Source organism: Streptomyces sp. NPDC054765, assembly GCF_053612065.1.
On record NZ_JBSHBP010000109.1, the window covers coordinates 1 to 15,399 of the forward strand.

General features: G+C 69.3%; 16 protein-coding genes and 2 pseudogenes. 12 read left to right on the top strand and 6 right to left on the bottom strand.

What is annotated here, in order from left to right:
• Positions 1-558 precede the first annotated feature (558 nt).
• On the top strand, positions 559-963 hold the full coding sequence (locus ACWGJY_RS35980; protein ID WP_453265109.1) for a hypothetical protein: 405 nt from the start codon (positions 559-561) through the stop codon (positions 961-963).
• Between the two features lie 1,013 nt (positions 964-1,976).
• Here ACWGJY_RS35980 and ACWGJY_RS35985 read toward each other — a convergent pair.
• The gene (locus tag ACWGJY_RS35985) at positions 1,977-2,567 is read right to left on the bottom strand and encodes a transcriptional regulator (RefSeq protein WP_453265110.1); all 591 of its coding nucleotides are present in this window, start codon (positions 2,565-2,567) and stop codon (positions 1,977-1,979) included.
• On the bottom strand, positions 2,567-4,132 hold the full coding sequence (locus ACWGJY_RS35990; protein ID WP_453265111.1) for a helix-turn-helix domain-containing protein: 1,566 nt from the start codon (positions 4,130-4,132) through the stop codon (positions 2,567-2,569). The genes ACWGJY_RS35985 and ACWGJY_RS35990 overlap by 1 nt, the downstream gene beginning before the upstream one ends.
• 121 nt (positions 4,133-4,253) lie before the next feature.
• On the opposite strand from ACWGJY_RS35990, the gene ACWGJY_RS35995 reads away from it, so the two are divergent.
• From ACWGJY_RS35995 to ACWGJY_RS36015, 5 genes are all read left to right on the top strand, one after another.
• On the top strand, positions 4,254-4,775 hold the full coding sequence (locus tag ACWGJY_RS35995) for a zeta toxin family protein (protein WP_453265112.1): 522 nt from the start codon (positions 4,254-4,256) through the stop codon (positions 4,773-4,775).
• A 376-nt stretch (positions 4,776-5,151) separates the two neighbouring features.
• Positions 5,152-5,331 (top strand): ribbon-helix-helix domain-containing protein, encoded by a 180-nt coding sequence (locus ACWGJY_RS36000; protein WP_328315679.1) that lies wholly within the window; start codon positions 5,152-5,154, stop codon positions 5,329-5,331.
• 1 nt (position 5,332) lies between these two features.
• Entirely contained in the window at positions 5,333-5,677 is a 345-nt protein-coding gene (locus tag ACWGJY_RS36005) for a VOC family protein (protein ID WP_328315680.1), read from the top strand.
• Positions 5,678-5,697: 20 nt separating this feature from the next.
• Positions 5,698-6,555 (top strand): class I SAM-dependent methyltransferase, encoded by an 858-nt coding sequence (locus ACWGJY_RS36010; protein WP_453265113.1) that lies wholly within the window; start codon positions 5,698-5,700, stop codon positions 6,553-6,555.
• Between the two features lie 363 nt (positions 6,556-6,918).
• Entirely contained in the window at positions 6,919-7,347 is a 429-nt protein-coding gene (locus ACWGJY_RS36015) for a VOC family protein (RefSeq protein WP_453265114.1), read from the top strand.
• Between the two features lie 18 nt (positions 7,348-7,365).
• On the opposite strand, the pseudogene ACWGJY_RS36020 reads toward ACWGJY_RS36015, so the two are convergent.
• Both ACWGJY_RS36020 and ACWGJY_RS36025 read right to left on the bottom strand, forming a co-directional pair.
• Positions 7,366-8,318: pseudogene (locus ACWGJY_RS36020) on the bottom strand (transposase).
• Between the two features lie 73 nt (positions 8,319-8,391).
• The gene (locus ACWGJY_RS36025) at positions 8,392-8,796 is read right to left on the bottom strand and encodes a hypothetical protein (RefSeq protein WP_453265115.1); all 405 of its coding nucleotides are present in this window, start codon (positions 8,794-8,796) and stop codon (positions 8,392-8,394) included.
• A gap of 72 nt (positions 8,797-8,868) precedes the next feature.
• Between ACWGJY_RS36025 and ACWGJY_RS36030 the strand changes: the two genes are divergently transcribed.
• Positions 8,869-9,309: a VOC family protein gene (locus tag ACWGJY_RS36030; protein ID WP_453265116.1), complete on the top strand. Its 441-nt coding sequence runs from the start codon at positions 8,869-8,871 to the stop codon at positions 9,307-9,309.
• Between the two features lie 112 nt (positions 9,310-9,421).
• Here the strand turns inward: ACWGJY_RS36030 and ACWGJY_RS36035 are convergent, their stop codons facing one another.
• On the bottom strand, positions 9,422-10,789 hold the full coding sequence (locus tag ACWGJY_RS36035; protein WP_453265117.1) for a tetratricopeptide repeat protein: 1,368 nt from the start codon (positions 10,787-10,789) through the stop codon (positions 9,422-9,424).
• Positions 10,790-10,992: 203 nt separating this feature from the next.
• Between ACWGJY_RS36035 and ACWGJY_RS36040 the strand changes: the two genes are divergently transcribed.
• From ACWGJY_RS36040 to ACWGJY_RS36060, 5 genes are all read left to right on the top strand, one after another.
• Positions 10,993-11,118, top strand: coding sequence for a lasso RiPP family leader peptide-containing protein (locus tag ACWGJY_RS36040; protein ID WP_453265118.1), 126 nt, complete (start codon positions 10,993-10,995; stop codon positions 11,116-11,118).
• A 150-nt stretch (positions 11,119-11,268) separates the two neighbouring features.
• Positions 11,269-13,089: an albusnodin/ikarugamycin family macrolactam cyclase gene (locus ACWGJY_RS36045; protein ID WP_453265119.1), complete on the top strand. Its 1,821-nt coding sequence runs from the start codon at positions 11,269-11,271 to the stop codon at positions 13,087-13,089.
• The gene (locus ACWGJY_RS36050; RefSeq protein ID WP_453265120.1) at positions 13,058-13,369 is read left to right on the top strand and encodes a PqqD family peptide modification chaperone; all 312 of its coding nucleotides are present in this window, start codon (positions 13,058-13,060) and stop codon (positions 13,367-13,369) included. Before ACWGJY_RS36045 ends, ACWGJY_RS36050 begins: the two co-directional genes overlap by 32 nt.
• Positions 13,366-13,788 carry a lasso peptide biosynthesis B2 protein gene (locus ACWGJY_RS36055; protein ID WP_453265122.1) on the top strand — a complete coding sequence of 141 codons (423 nt, stop codon included), beginning with the start codon at positions 13,366-13,368 and terminating at the stop codon, positions 13,786-13,788. Before ACWGJY_RS36050 ends, ACWGJY_RS36055 begins: the two co-directional genes overlap by 4 nt.
• Positions 13,789-13,874: 86 nt before the next feature.
• The gene (locus ACWGJY_RS36060; protein ID WP_453265121.1) at positions 13,875-14,906 is read left to right on the top strand and encodes a protein-L-isoaspartate O-methyltransferase family protein; all 1,032 of its coding nucleotides are present in this window, start codon (positions 13,875-13,877) and stop codon (positions 14,904-14,906) included.
• 168 nt (positions 14,907-15,074) lie between these two features.
• Here ACWGJY_RS36060 and ACWGJY_RS36065 read toward each other — a convergent pair.
• Positions 15,075-15,399 (bottom strand): annotated as a pseudogene (locus ACWGJY_RS36065) (hypothetical protein); the annotation flags it as partial.

A 15,399-nucleotide genomic window follows, 5' to 3' on the forward strand; every position in this document is an offset into this window, starting at 1 on the left:
AGCAGCCTCGGCTACCGCAGTCCCGCCGAATATGAGACCGCACTCGCAGCCTGACCACCACACCAATGGTGTCCGTCAAAGCGGAACAAGCTCAGAGCGCGGAGCCCCGGGATGCAATGTCCCCCGATTGGGTCCCGTCATGAACGACCCGACGCTTCGCTGACGACTCCCCTCACACCACAGGGCGCAGCGGTAGCGCGGCGCGGGGGTCGCCAGGCTGTGCCGAGTTCTTCGTCGATCGCGTCGCACAGCGGCGCCAGAACGTCGGCGTGGTGGCAGTCAGGTCACCAACGGCGTGGCGCATCGCGGCGTGGGGTCGCCGGCGGATCTGCCTGGCGGACCACCGCGCACCGCGGGTTCGTCAAAGGTCCGCGACGTCGCCGGGGTAGCTGGAGTTCGGTGATGAGGGCCCGCTCGTGCAGGTCGTAGTCGAGCGCGGCGGCCGGGCGGATCGGTCAATGCCGCGATGGACGCACCACCCGGGCGTGTAATAACTCCTATCCGCCCAGGCCGACAGGATGAGATGCGAGTCGTGTCTACCTGCTGAATGAGGCCCAAATGACCAGTTCGCGCACCGTGTTGCGGCACCTGGCCCGCATCGCCGCGACCGCTTGCTGTGCCGCTGCCCTCGCTGTCACGCAGACCGTGCAGGCCTACGCAGCGAGCCGGACAGTCAGTTTTAACTTCGAGCATCTGTGGCAGACGCCGGAGTTCAAGACCGCCGGCGGTGCCATTGCCTTCAGGGTCATCAAGTGCAACCGGCCAAACAGCGACATGACGGTGGTGCTGTGGGACACCGACGGCTGGAACCAGGAATTGGAGAGGGCGGTCATCAAGTGCCGTCCAGGGGCGAGGGCCACGTTGGGGGACGGGACGAAGCCCGGCAATTTCATGTTCGAACTCGGCAAGCTGGATGACGGCAAGGCGCTGAAGGGTACCGCCACCTACTCGTACAGGGGCTGATCCGGCTGGGCGCCTGGTCTCCGCACCGGTCCTATCCGCTCAACGCAGAGGCGGTGCACAGCACTTCGAGTGACCTCCTTTCGGCGGGTGCGCCCAGACGAGATCGCGAGAGCAGGCATGGCTGCTGTCAGACCCCTTCGATTCACTGTCCTGGAACAGATCCGAGGGGTGGAACATGCTCGAGCTGGTACACAACGATCCGCGCGGTTGGTTACTGCACTTCTTCAGGACATACGCAGTCCCGAGTCGGGCGCCAGAAGGGACAGGGTTCGTCTACGTGCTCGCCATCACGGGCGATGTGTCGTACGTCAAGGTGGGCTCCACGGCACAACCTCACTCCCGCCTTCAGACCCTGCGTACAGAAGCGCACCGTCTCGGCGCGACCGTTACGCAGGCCTGGCTGTCACCAGCACACCCTGCTTACACCAGCACCGAGGCCAGGGCTCTAAGGGCCTGCCGCGAGATCTCCCTGTCGTCTACGCCGCGCAGCGAATACTTCCCCAGCCTCGACTTCACGGCCGCGCGCCGCGAGGCGGTCAAGGCGTTCCTGGGCTTCTCCGAGAGCCCCACAGTCTCGACGACGACACGAGCAGCTGGCCTTTACGAACCCACTCCGCGCCATATCAGAGCGCGCCTGGAGCCAAGCGTCTGGGACCTGCGCTTGAGGCAGAGGCGCTACTTCGCAGAAGGTAGCGCCCGTACCCGCTTTCTAAGGCGTGGTGTTGCAACACCACCCCCACCACCACCCGGCCCCTTGGCGGCGTTCCGGGAGTTACTGTCTCCGTCCGCCCCAGTGATCGAGCTGTCGTCCCGCCAGCTGCTCGGGAAAGTGCCGCTGCCGCCCCCGCAGGCGAACTGACTGGCGGCGTTCGTTTGAGGTTGCTTGTACCGATGACTTGTTCTGCGGGCTCCGCAGCTCTGAACAATCGCGGGTGCTGGGTGCCACGGGGGTACGGTGACGGCGAAGGTCCCGGAGTCAATTGGAGTGACTCCGGGACCTTCCTTCGTGTGGGTCAGGCTGCCCAGCCGACGGAGGAGACGTAGGTGTAGGCGTCCCAGTCGGTGCCGAGGGCCTGGATGATTTCGTCCCAGATGGCGTCCAGCTCGTTGGTGTCGCCGGCGCTCCAGGCGTCGACGGCGCGGTCCCACACGCCTCCGCGGACGTTGATGTCGCGGGTTTCCAGGGCGCGCTGGTGGCGGTGGTGGACCTGGGACTGGTCGACGGGGTCGATCTCGATGCGGGTTCCGCGGCCGTGGTTGTTCAGGCGGCGTTTGAGGTCGGCGACGACGTTGCGTCGGCGCAGTTCCCAGTACGCAGCGTCCAGGCGGGCGAGGTTGGCCTTGTTGGGGGTCGTTTCTTCGGCGAGCCAGGCGATCAGGGTACGGGGCCGGACGTGGATGCCGGCGCGGTCCATGGCCTCGTAGCCGGCGTCGGAGGCGGTGAGGTAGCGCAGGCGGGCGGCCAGGCCGCGCTCGGAGGAGACGGGTGACTCGATGCCGGTGACCATGTGGTCGAGCCCTTCCCGCAGGGCCTTCCAGCCAGCCTTACCGCGGGCCCGGTAGGCGCCCAGGTCTGTCCAACGGCCTTGCTCGGTGCCAGCCATCAGCGGGTCACCTGCCCGACGGTGTACTCACCGGAGGCCTTGGCGTCGCTGTACTTGATCTTCATGTCGGTCACGCCGCGGCCCTCGGGGAATACCTGGCGCCAGTCGCCGGTGACGTGCAGCTCGTCGGTGCCCACCATCGCGATGACGTCCAGGCCGGCCTGGTGGGCCTTATAGGCCTTGCCCCAGAGGTTGGCGTACGCCTGGCTGTGGATGTTGTGCATCCAGTCTTGGCGGACCATTTCCCGGTTGTGAATCGACTCGCCCATTGTGGAAACGAACTTCGAATACATCGCCTTGACGTACTCGTTGGTGATCGTGTCCTCATCTTCGATCGCCTTCGCCCGCGCGGCGGTGAGAATTTTGCGGAGCGCGTCGAGGAAATTCTCTGTCGCGCCGGACGTCCATGATTCGTGAATCTCGGGTGCGCGAATAAGGCCGTATTTCGGTTGGGAGAGGCGCATTAGCAGCCTGAGAGTGGCGTCTGTGACCCACAGTGCCCCGTCGGTGTCGCGGTCGCCGAGGGGGTTGGGCAGGTGCGGGTGGTGCCATTCGTCGGGGGTGATCAGGTGGACGCCGGAGCGCTTGGGGTCCACGCCGTCGGCACCGGTGGTGTGCTCCAGCTTCCCGATCGGCAGCCAGCACTTGAGGGCGGAGAGGTAGGCGGCGTTGGCGTCCAGGGCGGTGACCTGGACGCTGCCGGGGAGCTTGAGGGAGAAGTCGGGGTGGTGGAAGGCGGGGCGGGCCTCCCAGATCTGGTCCGGTTCCTTCTTCGAGGGCTTCTTGAGGATGTCCGGCAGCGCCGGGTAGGCGGTGAATTTGTAGCGGGCGGTCGCTCGGGTCTCTTCGAACATCGCCATGACGTCCGGGATGGCGCGCTTGATCAGCACCTTCAGTGCGGCCTCGGTGTCGCCTTCGGCGCGCTCCAGCTCCTCGTGCACGGCGCGGGTGATCAGGGCGTGGATCTCGTCCTGGGCGCGGGCGGCGGACTTCGCGCGGCGCTGCGGGCGCGTGGGGACGGGGGCCGGGACGGGTGAGGCCGGAGCCGGCGGCGCCGGTGCGGGGGCGGGCTGCGCGGCGGGAGCGGGCTGCGGGGTCGTGGCGGCCGCCGGGGGCTGGCACATGGCGCCGGGGTGCAGGGGGCGGCCGTCGGTGGACTGGTAGGGCGTGGTGACGCCGCAGCGGATGCACGGGCCCGGCTCCCCTTGGATGGCCAGCCCGTCGGCACCCCGTGCGGTCTGCGCGGCCTCCGGCGCGACGAACGCCGGCGCTGTCACGGTCGGCTCCTGGACGGCGGCCGAGGGGCCTGCGGGGGCCGGGTGGATGCGGGCAAGGCCCTCCAGGAGGCGGAGGTACTTGAGGCGTCCGGGCGGCTGCGGCTCGCTGCTGCCCTCTTCCCAGTTGGTGATCGTCTGACGGCTGACGCCGCAGGCCGCGGCGACCTGGGCGACCTTGAGGCCGGCGGCGTCGCGCAGACGGCGGCGCTCGGGCGGCTCGGGCATCGCCGCGGCCAGTCGCGCTTCCTCCAGCAGGGCTTCCACACCTGCGAATTCGTCATCACTCATACGCGTAGCGTACATGAGCTGGGCAGATTCTAGAAGTTGATTTGACGCTCATTGGACAGTGATTTGGCGTTGGTTGTACGATCGTGTTCCGCTCGGCACCAGTCCGTTTCTGGAGGACCACGTGAGTTCGCCCCACTGCCGCCCCTGTCCCGCGCCGCCATCGGCGAAGCTCGCGGGACAGGCCGTATCGGGCGACTGGTCCGAGGAGGTCCTGGCCGGAATCGTCTTGCCGAGCGTCCTGGACGGCGCGGTGCCTCAGCCCCGCACGGGCCGTCCGGTCGTGGTGTTCGTCGCCGGGCAGCCCGGCAGCGGCAAGACGCTGGTCGTCGACCTGGTGCACGCCGCGCTGCAGCGGCGGGGCGGGGCGGTGCGGGTGGACCGCGACGCCTACAAGGACGCCCACCCCCACTACACCGACGCCCTTGTCGAGGACGTGCGCACCGCCATGGCAGTTGACCGTCCCTCACTGACCCACCTTCGGCGCACCGGCCACGCGCTGAGCTGGTCCCGCTGGCGCCGCCGTCATCAAGCCATCGCCAGACGCTGCCACTACCGCCACCGCACGCGAGGTCACGAACTCCCGCAATCTGACGGAACGTCAGCCAAGTACACTCAGGATCACGGCTCTGACCAGCAGGGATAGCGAACTGCGACTGGAGTACTAGGAGCGGGCGGAGACCGAACGCGCGTTGGCGGCGGCCGCCGCCAACGCGGTGCGCCAGGAGCTGGCGTGCGAGGCCTGCGGCTACCGGTGCCGGACCGAGGCCCTGGTCGTGGAGCCGGACTGGCCGCCGCGACCTGGCCCACCGACCTGGACGACGCAGCCGGCGTCGCCGCCGTCACCGACCACGTCCGGGCGTTCCGGACCGAACAGAAGTGGCGCTGGTTCCGGCGCAACCCGAACGGCGCGGACGCCGTCGCGGCGGCCACGAAGGCCGCCGACACCGCCCGGGAGCGGACTGTCGAGTGGTTTGGTTCACCACCCCTTACTAGCATCCTAGGATGCTAGGATTGCGTGTGTGGGTGATGAGGAAGTCAAGCAATTCAACGTGTACCTGCCGATCGGACTGATCAAGCAGGTCAAGTACCGCGCCATCGAGTCGGGCATGTCGTTGTCAGCACTCGTCGCTGACGCGCTGCGCGCCTACCTCGACGACGCCCAAGGGAACGATCAGCAATCGCCCGAGAAGGAGACCTGACATGACGACCGAAGGTATCGAGGCCGTTTTCCTGACGACGCACAACTGGGGCAAGGCGGCGAAGTTCTTCCAGGCGCTGGGCTACGAGCTGGAGTTCGCGACGGACCACAACTCCGGCCAGCTCCGCAACGGCGACGGTCCCTACGTGTTCATCGCCGAGGTTCCCCAGGACCAAGAGCCCCAGACGCGGATCGTGCTGGCGGCGCCGGACGCAGACGCGTTCCGTCCCGATCCTGTCGTCGAGGTGGTCAAGCCGTTCGAGGACACCCATTACGGGACCAAGGAGATGACCGTCCGCGACCCCGACGGGCGCCTGTGGAGCCTCCAGGCTCCCGCCAAGAGCTGACTGCGACGAAGGGGAACACCATGGCGCACGAGCAGATCGAGGCACCGGACAACACCGCGGTGCGGACCGCCCTGTGGCGGGCGATACACCTCCAGGTCGACCCACCCCCGCATGTGGTTGAGGACGAGATCGGACTGCGTCTGGCGGCCCCCGGCGACGGCTGGCGCAACCGCCCCGACATGGATCCTCAGGCCACCAGCGGGTTCCGGGCGGCCATCGTGGCCCGCGCTCGTTTCATCGAGGACCTGATCGCCGAGCAGGCCGACCGGGGCGTGACCCAGTACGTCATCCTGGGAGCCGGTCTGGACACCTTTGCCCAGCGCAAGCCGGATCTCGCCTCCCGCCTTCAGATCTTCGAGGTCGACCAGCCCGGCACCCAAGCCTTCAAGCGCCACCGCCTGGTCGAACTCGGCTACGGCATCCCCGACTGGCTGCACCTGGTGCCGGTCGACTTCGAGGCCGGCGCGTCTTGGTCCGAGCAGCTGTCCACTGCCGGCTTCGATCCCGGCCAGCCAGCGGTCATCGTCTCCACCGGCGTCACCATGTACCTCACCAAAGACACCACCGCTGCCACCCTGCGCCGGATTGCCGGGCTTGCACCCGGCTCAACGCTCGCCATGACCTTCCTACTGCCGACCGAACTGGTCGATGCCGCCGACCGCCCCGGCCTCCGGGCGAGTGGAGACGGGGCACGAACATCAGGGACGCCGTTCATCAGCTTCTACACCCCGCAGGAAATGCTGGCACTGGCCAGCGAAGCCGGCTTCAAAGGCTCCCGACACGTGCCGGGAGCCTTGCTCGTCGATCGCTACTTCGCCGATCGCACCGACGGCCTTCGCCCGTCAAGCGGAGAGGACCTGCTGCTGGCCACCACCTGACCCTCGTCAACGCCGTCTGTTCCGACCCGCTGTGACAAGCGCGGATACGTCTCCCTCGGCACTATCACCGCAGCTGCTCTCATTGTCTGGTTCCACTCGTGACCGCGATGCGGCGGATTCCAATGGCGGCTCAACCGACGGCCAGAGCACGGCCGATAAACGGTGTTGTCCCCGCCTGTGATGGTCGCTATGGTCGGCCGGGTGACTGCCGGGTCGGCCATGGGCCACGCACGAGTGAGGTTCCCGGCCTCGGCGTGAGCACGAGGCGGGCAAGAGGCCCGCCACCCTTCTCCGCGTCTTAGCTCCGGCGCCCGCATCCGGCGCCCCGTTCCAGCGGATCCCAAGACCGGAGATACACCACTGATGCCCTATGACCAGCAGTACCCGCATGAATCCGAGCTGCCGACGGCTGGCGTCCAGCTGAACCACACGGCTGTCTACGCAAGCGACCGGTACCTGTCTGCCGAGTTCCTCGCCGTGATCCTGGGCCTGAAGGTCGCCGCCCCGTTCGGGCCGTTCTTGCCCGTCGACCTCGGCAACGGCGTGACGCTCGACTACTACGAGAAGAGGGACGAGCCGATCCAGTCGCAGCACTACGCGTTCCTCGTTCCTGACGAGCAGTTCGACGGCGTGATCACTCGTCTGGAGGCGGTCGGGGTCACCTACTACGCCGACCCCAGCCACACCGAACCCGGCCGGATCAACACTCTGTTCGGTGGTCGCGGCGCCTACTTCGACGACCCGGACGGTCACAACATGGAGGTCATGACTCGGCCTTACGCCCGCCCCTAGGGCATGACCGGGCTGTGATCAAGACGTGCCTCGGGTGAGGTCTTTGATCCAGATCATCGAGGCGCGCAGGTGGAGGCCGGCGAGGTAGCTGTCGGGGGTCTTGTCGTGTCGGGCGGCGATGCCTCGCCATGCTTTGAGCTTGTTGATCAGGCGCTCGACGGCGTTCCTCTCCCTGTAGAGGTCGGCGTCATGGCTGACGGGCCGGCCGCCTCCGGGGCCCTTCCTCTTCCGGTTGGCGGCCTGGTCCTTCTTCTCCGGGATGACTGCCTTGATACCGCGTCTGCGCAGGTGGGCCCGGTTGCCGCGGGACGAGTAGGCCCTGTCCCCGGCGACCACGTCCGGCCGGGTGCGAGGGCGTCCCACGGGCCCGCGAACGCGGATCTCCCCCAGCACAGGAATGAACTGCGGACTGTCGGCGGCCAGGCGGACCTTGGAGGTCTGCCCGCCCCGCGAGCGCCCGAGCAGGGCAGCCTTCAGCCGGAGCTTTCGACGACGCCGGACGCGTCGTCGCTCCTCCCGCGCGGGATCGGCTTCGGCTTCCTGTCCGTCTTGTTCTTCGAGACCGCCCCCTTTGACCTGACCTTCTCCTCGTCGGCGGAAGCCTTCTCCAGAGCGGTGAGCACGTCCTGGCCCAGATGCATCCCAGCGGCGTCGTGGTGGGCCCGCCCGGTGGTGGAGTCGATGCTGACCAGCGACAGGTCCACCTCACCCTGCTTCGCGGCCTCTGCGATCACACCCTCCAGCAGGGCCTCGAAGACCCCGGCGTCAGGCCACTGCCGGAAGCGGTTGTGGACGGTCGACCAGGCGCCGAACTCCTGCGGCATCTCCCGCCACTGACCGCCCGTCTTGAACCGCCAGATCACGCCCTCGAACTGCTGCCTCAGCCGTTCGGGGTACGGGCCGTACTCGCCAATCGGCAGGTACGGACCGATGAACTCCCAATCCGCATCGGTAAGTTGCACTCGCGTCACCAAAGACGATCTACCGGATCAGGCTCCACCACGCGGGCCAAACCCGTCGATTGATCACGACTGGATACGCGCCCTAGGCCCCATTGCGGGCGCGCCGGGCGTCGCGCACGGAGGCCTCCAGCGCGGCCATCAAGTCCACCGGCGGCTGCGGCTCAACAGGTGGTGCCGTCTGTCCGCCGGCGGCGAGGGTGTCCACGAGGAGGTTCAGCGCCTGGGCGTAGTCGTCGTGCAGCTCGGTGATGTCCACGCCCGTCATCTCGGTCATCAGCAGCTCGGCGATCTCCAGCTCCCGGTCGGTGGTCGGCGCCGGGCTGGACAGGTCGCCGGGGTCACGGATTTCCTCGGGCGTGACGAAGAGGTTGTCGCGATGTTCCGGGCCTGCCGGTCGGCGAGGGACCGGCTGATCATGCTGCTGTTGTCGAGGGTGGGGCTGCGTCCGGGGCAGGTCGCCGGTCTGCGGATGTCGAGAACGTGCCACCGGCTTCGTCCCAGGGGCATCAGCGGCCACCACCGGCCGCACGAGGGAGAAGAGGAAGAAGGAGAGACCAGCATGGCGATTCAGCGGATGGACAACGTCGGCATCGTCGTCGAGGACATGGATGCCGCCATCGCGTTCTTCGTGGAACTCGGTATGGAGCTGGAGGGCAGGGGGGAGGTCGAGGGCTTCTTCGCCGACCAGTGCACCGGACTCGACGGCGTCCGCTGTGACATCGCGATGGTCCGGACCCCGGACGGTCACAGCCGGCTCGAACTGGCGAAGTACCGCAGCCCCGCGGTGATCAGCGCCGGGCCGCGCAACCGGCCGCACAACATTCTGGGCACGCACCGCGTCATGTTCGCCGTCGACGACATCGAGGACACCGTTGCCCGACTGCGCCCTCACGGCGCCGAACTCGTCGGCGAGATCGCCCGGTTCGAGGACAGCTATCTGCTCTGCTACCTCCGCGGCCCGGAGGGCATCATCGTCGGACTGGCCGAGCAACTGCGCTGAGAAGGAGAAACCGAACCATGCAGCCGAACGAGATCATCGAGGTTCGGAACCGCCCGATCAGCCAGGAGCTGCCGGCCCGTGACGTGACCCGCCTGCCCTACGTCGCCTCACGTCAGGCGCTGGCGAGGAAGTCGATGGCGCGTTCGTCTAGTTCGGCCGCGCAGCGTACGCCGCGGGTGCGGAAGCGGGCGAGGTCGCTGCGCATGCGGGTGACGGCCTTACGGGTGCGGACGGACCGTACGCCGTCCATGTGGTCCAGGGCCCGGTTCCAGGTGGCGCACGCTTGCTCGATCTGGCCGCGCTTGAGCTGCATTTCGGCGCCGGCGACCAGGTCCAGGGCGACGATCCGCGCGTAGGTACCGGCGGGGCGGGCGCCGGCGGCGCGGCCGTACTGCTCGGCGGCGGTCCGGTGGTCGCCGAGCGTCTCGTAGACCTTGGCGTTGCGCGAGTACACCGATGCGGCAGGAGGTCCCCAGGCCAGGGCCCAGAACGGCACTTCGTCGCCGGGGTCTGCGCTCAGCAGGGCGCTTGCCCGCTCGGCTTCGGCGAGGGCGGTCGTGCGCTGTCCGGCCTTGGCCAGGGTGTGGGCGTGGACGACACGGAAGAGGGATTCCGTCTGGGTATCGACTTTGCCCTTGGCGCGATTCAGCCCTGTCTCGGCCAGGCCGAGGCAGTGTTCAGGCCGGTGCAGCTTGAGCCCTTGCATTGCCATCGTGCGCATCACGAACCCGTCGTGCCCGGTGACGTCGGATTCGACGGCGAGTGCGTAGGACTGAAGGTAATAGCGCTGCGCGAGGCCTTGCTGGCCTGCGTCGTAGGACTTCCAGCCCAGCAGGTGCACGCCGCGGGAGGCGGCGGAGAGCATGTGCTGGCGGATTTCCCCTGTGCGGAAGCGCCCCCGGCATAGGGGGGCGACGTCGTCGCGCAGGTACTGCACGAGTGCGCTGCGGCCGTGTTGACCGCCGTGGCGTTCGTCCATCTCGGAGAAGACGCGCACCATGTCGCGCACGGCGGCGACCTCGGCCATGCCGACGGCGTGACCGGAGCGGGCCGCAGCGGTGCGGTCAGCGATCTCCTGCACGTAGGTCAGGGGCAGAGCAGCTGCGGCCACCGAGTACGCGGAGGACGTGAGGAAACGTCGCCGGTCCAACTCGAACCTCCACATCGGCAGCAGGGCATCGATCGGGTCGGCCCCGAGGGCCAGCCCGATGCTGTCATCCTCCTCAGGCTCAGCTAATCCGAGGTCGGCCGGGGTGAGCAGGCGGCCGAGGCGCCTGGACAGCGCGACGGCGAGGTAACGACCGGTGTCGCCCTGGGGGGTAACGCCGGCGATCCAGTGCTCGACGGTCGACTTGTTGGTCCGTAAAGACGTGCCGCACTCGGCAGCCACCGCGCGCACCGCCTTGGCCACAGCTGCGTAGGTCAGGCCGGATTCGGCGACGAGCTCTTTGAGCTGCTGGTTTGGCGTGCGCGTGACCATGGGAGCACCTGCCCGTATACCCGATATACCGCTTGCCCTGCCCGCCACCGTACCGCCCTACCGCTGCCGTGGGTTGACTGTTCATCAGGCCGAGCGGCGGGGTCCAAGCGGTTCCCCCGGCCCTGCCGTTCGGGCCCGGTACGGCCGTCTGCCTCGCGCCCACTGGAGGGCGCGGGAGACGCAAGAACCTGGAGGTTTCGATCATGGAGCAGACCACCACCCCCGTCTACAGCGCGCCGGTCGTCCTGGATGCCGGCGACGTCGTCGCGGTGACGCTGGGCACCAACAGCTTCGACACCGCCGACGACACCCAGTACAAGAACGCCTGACCGCGTGAGCGGCCGGGGCCAGGCAGGCAATGAGCGCCACGGCCGGCCCCGGCACCAGGAGGCGCCGGGCCTGTTCGTTCTCGTGCCGGGGCACGGGGACGGGCAGCCCGGCGCCTTCGCCCTTTCGACGAACGCATAGAGGAGAGGCCGATGAGGTGGAGCGCGGGATGGTACGGCGGCACCGGGCACGACCGGCTGCCCGCCGGGGGCCGGGCGGTATCCGGCCTGGACAGCACATGGACGGTCGGCTGGCCGGGGGCACGGGTCCGCGCCGTGGGCCAGGGCCCCGTCGCGCTCGCGGTGATCGGCGAATGCGGCGCCGACGATGACCAACTGGAGCGTGCCCTGCCGGTGGTGCGGGCGAAAGGGTGGCGGGCGCTGACCCGCTGGCCCGGCTCCTACCTGACCATCGCCCGCAGCGGCGAGACCCTGGCGGTGATCGGTGACCTGGCCGGTCAGCACCCGGTGTACTGGCGGACCGACGGCGCCGGGACATGGTGGTCGACCTCCGCCGTCGCGCTGGCGGCGCTGGACGGAGCTCCGGTCGATCCGACGGCGCTGGCCGCCCACCTCGCCCTGGCCCAGCCGGACATCCTGGGGCAGTGGAGCCTGTTCCGCTCGGTGAGCCGGGTGCCGACCGGGCACCTGCTGCTGATCACCCCGCAGGGCGCGGGCACCGTACGGTACGAGCCGGCCGAGTACGAGCCGGTGGACCTGCGCGATGCCGCGCCCACGGTGCGAGCCGCACTCACCGAGGCCGTCGGTGCGCGGTGTGACGGCCGGCCGGTCAGTGCGGATCTGGCGGGGCTGGACTCCACCACGCTGGCCTGCCTGGCCACCCAGCACGGGCCGGTGACCGCGGTGACGTTCGCCGACGCACGCCTGCGGGACGACGACCTGGCGTATGCGGTGCGCACCGCGGCCACGGTGCCGGGCCTCGCCCACCGTACGGTGCCCGGGAGCCCGGACACCGTTTACTACGCCGGCCTTGAGGACCTCTCGGCGCTGCCGGTCACCGACGCTCCGAACGCGTACGTGGTGACGGCCGCCATCAAGCGCACCGTCCTGGACACCGTCGCCGCACGCCGCCCCGCGGGCGTGCACCTGACCGGTGCGGCCGGGGACGCGGTGCTGTCGGCGCCCTCGTCGTATCTGGCGGATCTGCTGCGCGAGCGGCAGCACCGACGGGCCTGGCAGCACGCGCAGGCCCACGCCCGGCTGCGGCACACCTCCGCCTTGACCCTGCTGCGGCGGGCCCGCCCGGCAGCCCGTACGGATCTCGCCGGGGCATGGCGGCAGACAGCGGCCGAACTGCGGCGCCCTCCGCGCCCGTGGGTGCCGCAGGCAGAGCGGCCGGTGGCCTGGACGCCGCTGCTGGCCACCGCCGACTGGATGAGCCCCGACGTACGAGACCGCCTCGCGAGCGCCCTCGACGTCGCCGCCGAACTGACCGACGGGCCCTCCCGGCTGGCGGCGTGGGCGGGCCACCAGGACCTCGCGCGGGTGGGGGCGGACACCACCGGGTGGCGTGACATTGCGCTCGCCGGGCACGGCATCGAGGTCGCCGCCCCGTTCCTGGACAACGAGGTCATCCGGTCCTGCCTGGCCGTGCCTGCCGACCAGCGCGGCGCCCCAGGCCGCTACAAACCGCTGCTGGGCGAAGCGTTCGCCCGTACCGGCGTGCTGCCGCCCTTCGTTCTGTCGCGGGTGACGAAGGGTGGCTTCAGCGCCCTCGCCTACGCCGGCCTGCGCGAACACGCCTCGGTACTGTGGGATTTGCTCGGCCCTTCCTCCCGGCTGGCCGCCGCCGGCCTGGTCACCGAGGCACCGGTGGCCGCGATGCTCCAGCGGGCCGCGGCCGGACAGCCCACCGCCCAGGGCGCCCTGCACCTCGCTGTCGCCGCCGAAGGCTGCGGCAGCTGGAGACCGCCCCGGCCTGGTGGGAGGCGAACTCCCATGTGGCGACTGTGAGAGCACCCATCCGGTCCTCACCGACGAGGGCGGCGCCCTCCTGGACGAGCGCACCGGCCGCTGGACGCATCTGACCCCGACCGCATCAGCTGCCGTGATGCTCCTGCTGGCGGGCGCCACCGAGGAAGAGGCCGCCGGGCAGTACGCCACCCGCTACGGCATCGGCTTCGAGCAGGCCGCCGCTGACGTCCGTACCGTCGCCGCCGCACTCACCGCCCAGGGCCTCGCCGCCACGGAAGCTCCGCGCCGCGGTCGCATCTGGTGGGGGCGGTGGCGATGACGAGCATGGAGGCGTACTCCACTGTCCGCACCGGCACCTTCCTCGAACGCTGCACAGCGGCGGCCGGCCTCGCGCTGGCCCTGGTGCTGCTGCGGCTGCCCTTCCGCCACATCGCACGCGCAGTCCGCTTCGCCCGGCGGACCGGACGCCGCCCGCTGACCGCAGCGCAGGCGGAGGCACTGGTCGAAGCGGTGCGGCACACCAGCCGGCTGTGGCCGGGACGCGCCGCCTGTATGGAGACCTCGCTCGGCGCGGTCCTGGCCGCCGCCCTGCTCGGGCGCCGCCTGCACTGGTGTGTGGGAGTCCGGTTCTCCCTGCCGCCAGTGGAGTACCACGCCTGGGCCGAACTGCCCGAAGACGGCCCGGTGGGCGAGTACACCGATGCCGGCTGGCACCACCACACCGCCCTGACGATCTGACCCGCCCGGACCCTCTGGGCGCCGTGCCCTTCACCCGCCCGGAGCAGTTGTCGCATACGCGTACCCAACCCTCGAAGGAGTGAGCCGTGAACGCCGTCGCCTTGGCCGCCGAGCAAGTCCCCGAGCGCCACTACACCCACCACGAAGGTCGCGGCCCGACGCCGCACCGCTCCAATCCCGTGGTGATCCACCGCGAACTGACCACCCTGGATCTGCGGCCGCACATGCGAGTGGCCGAATTCGGCACGGGCTCGGCCTACTCCACCGAGTTGATCGCCCGTCTTGTGGGCCCCGAAGGGCAGGTGACCAGCCTCGACATCGACACCTATCTGACGCGTTGGGCCAACGTCATCCTGGCCGAGCGGGGCCTGGACAACGCCCGCTGCTTCACCGCCGACGGCACCGCCGGCTTCCGTGAGCGGGCACCGTACGACCGGGTGGTGGCCTGGTGCACCCCGCCGCTGCTGCCCAAAGCATGGACGGATCAGGTCGCCGACGACGGGCTGATCGTCGCGCCGCTGCCGATCGCCGACGTGCCCAACATGACGGTCGTCGCCAAGGTCCGCATCCGCGACGAAGGGCCTGTTGTGGAGGCGGTTTTCACCGGTGGGTACATCGAGGCGACCGCCTCCCCCAAGGGTGACCTCGACCTTCCCGGCCGCTGGGTGGACTGGGAAAACCGTGTCCCCGGCCCCTCCTGGATCTCCCTCGCCTGGCGGGAACAGGACGACCAGCTGCACACCGGCGCCCGCACCGCCCTGGACAGGCTCCTGAACGCCGAGCACACCGAACCGTACGAGAGCGGAGACGCCGACGTCGACTGGCCAAGCTGGCGCACCTTCGCCGCCGCCCTCGGCGACCCGCAGCTCACGATGGCCGGGCTCCGACCAGACCTGTGGGCCATCGGCCACACCACCCCCGACACAGCCGCCGTCATCCAACAGGACGGCGTGATCCTCGCCGACAGCCCCGACTCCCCCTCGCTTTCCGTCCTGCGGGACTGGCTCACGGCCTGGGAGAACGCCGGCCGCCTGGCCCCTGAGACCTACACCCCAAGCCTCATCCCCGCAGACGATGGCCAGGGCCCGGCTGGCTGGCACCTGCGACTGTCCCACTAAACCCGATCACGGAGGGAGGCCCAGATCCGGTTCGGATCTGGGCCCCGACGTTTCCGGCGATGCGCAGTAGGCGAAACTGGGTGAGCTCGGCGGCTGGATTCTGCGTCCGGCCGATGCTGCCGCCGCCGGGCCCCTCCCCCTTCGGCCTGCCGACACCGTCGAGTCCGGTCACGGATGGCCAGCAGTGTCGCGCCGAGCGGCGAAGCCGCCCAGGGTGGGAAAGCGCGCGGGGTCGACTGCTCCGGTCCGCTCGTACTGCTCCAGAACCTCCGTCAATAGGTGCCGGCGGAAGCGCCACTTCAGCTGCTTGTCCGTGCGTGCGGGGTCGGTGGGCTTCATCAGCGCCAGGAAAAACAGTGCCTTGACCAGGAGATAGGGGCCCAGATGCTGCTTGGGTTCTAGGGCCTGTGTGTGGTTGTGATCAACCTTCGGGTTCCGTCCCCGCATGGGGACGGAACCCGGTAGGAAGCTGGGTGTGACGCGCAGGCAACTC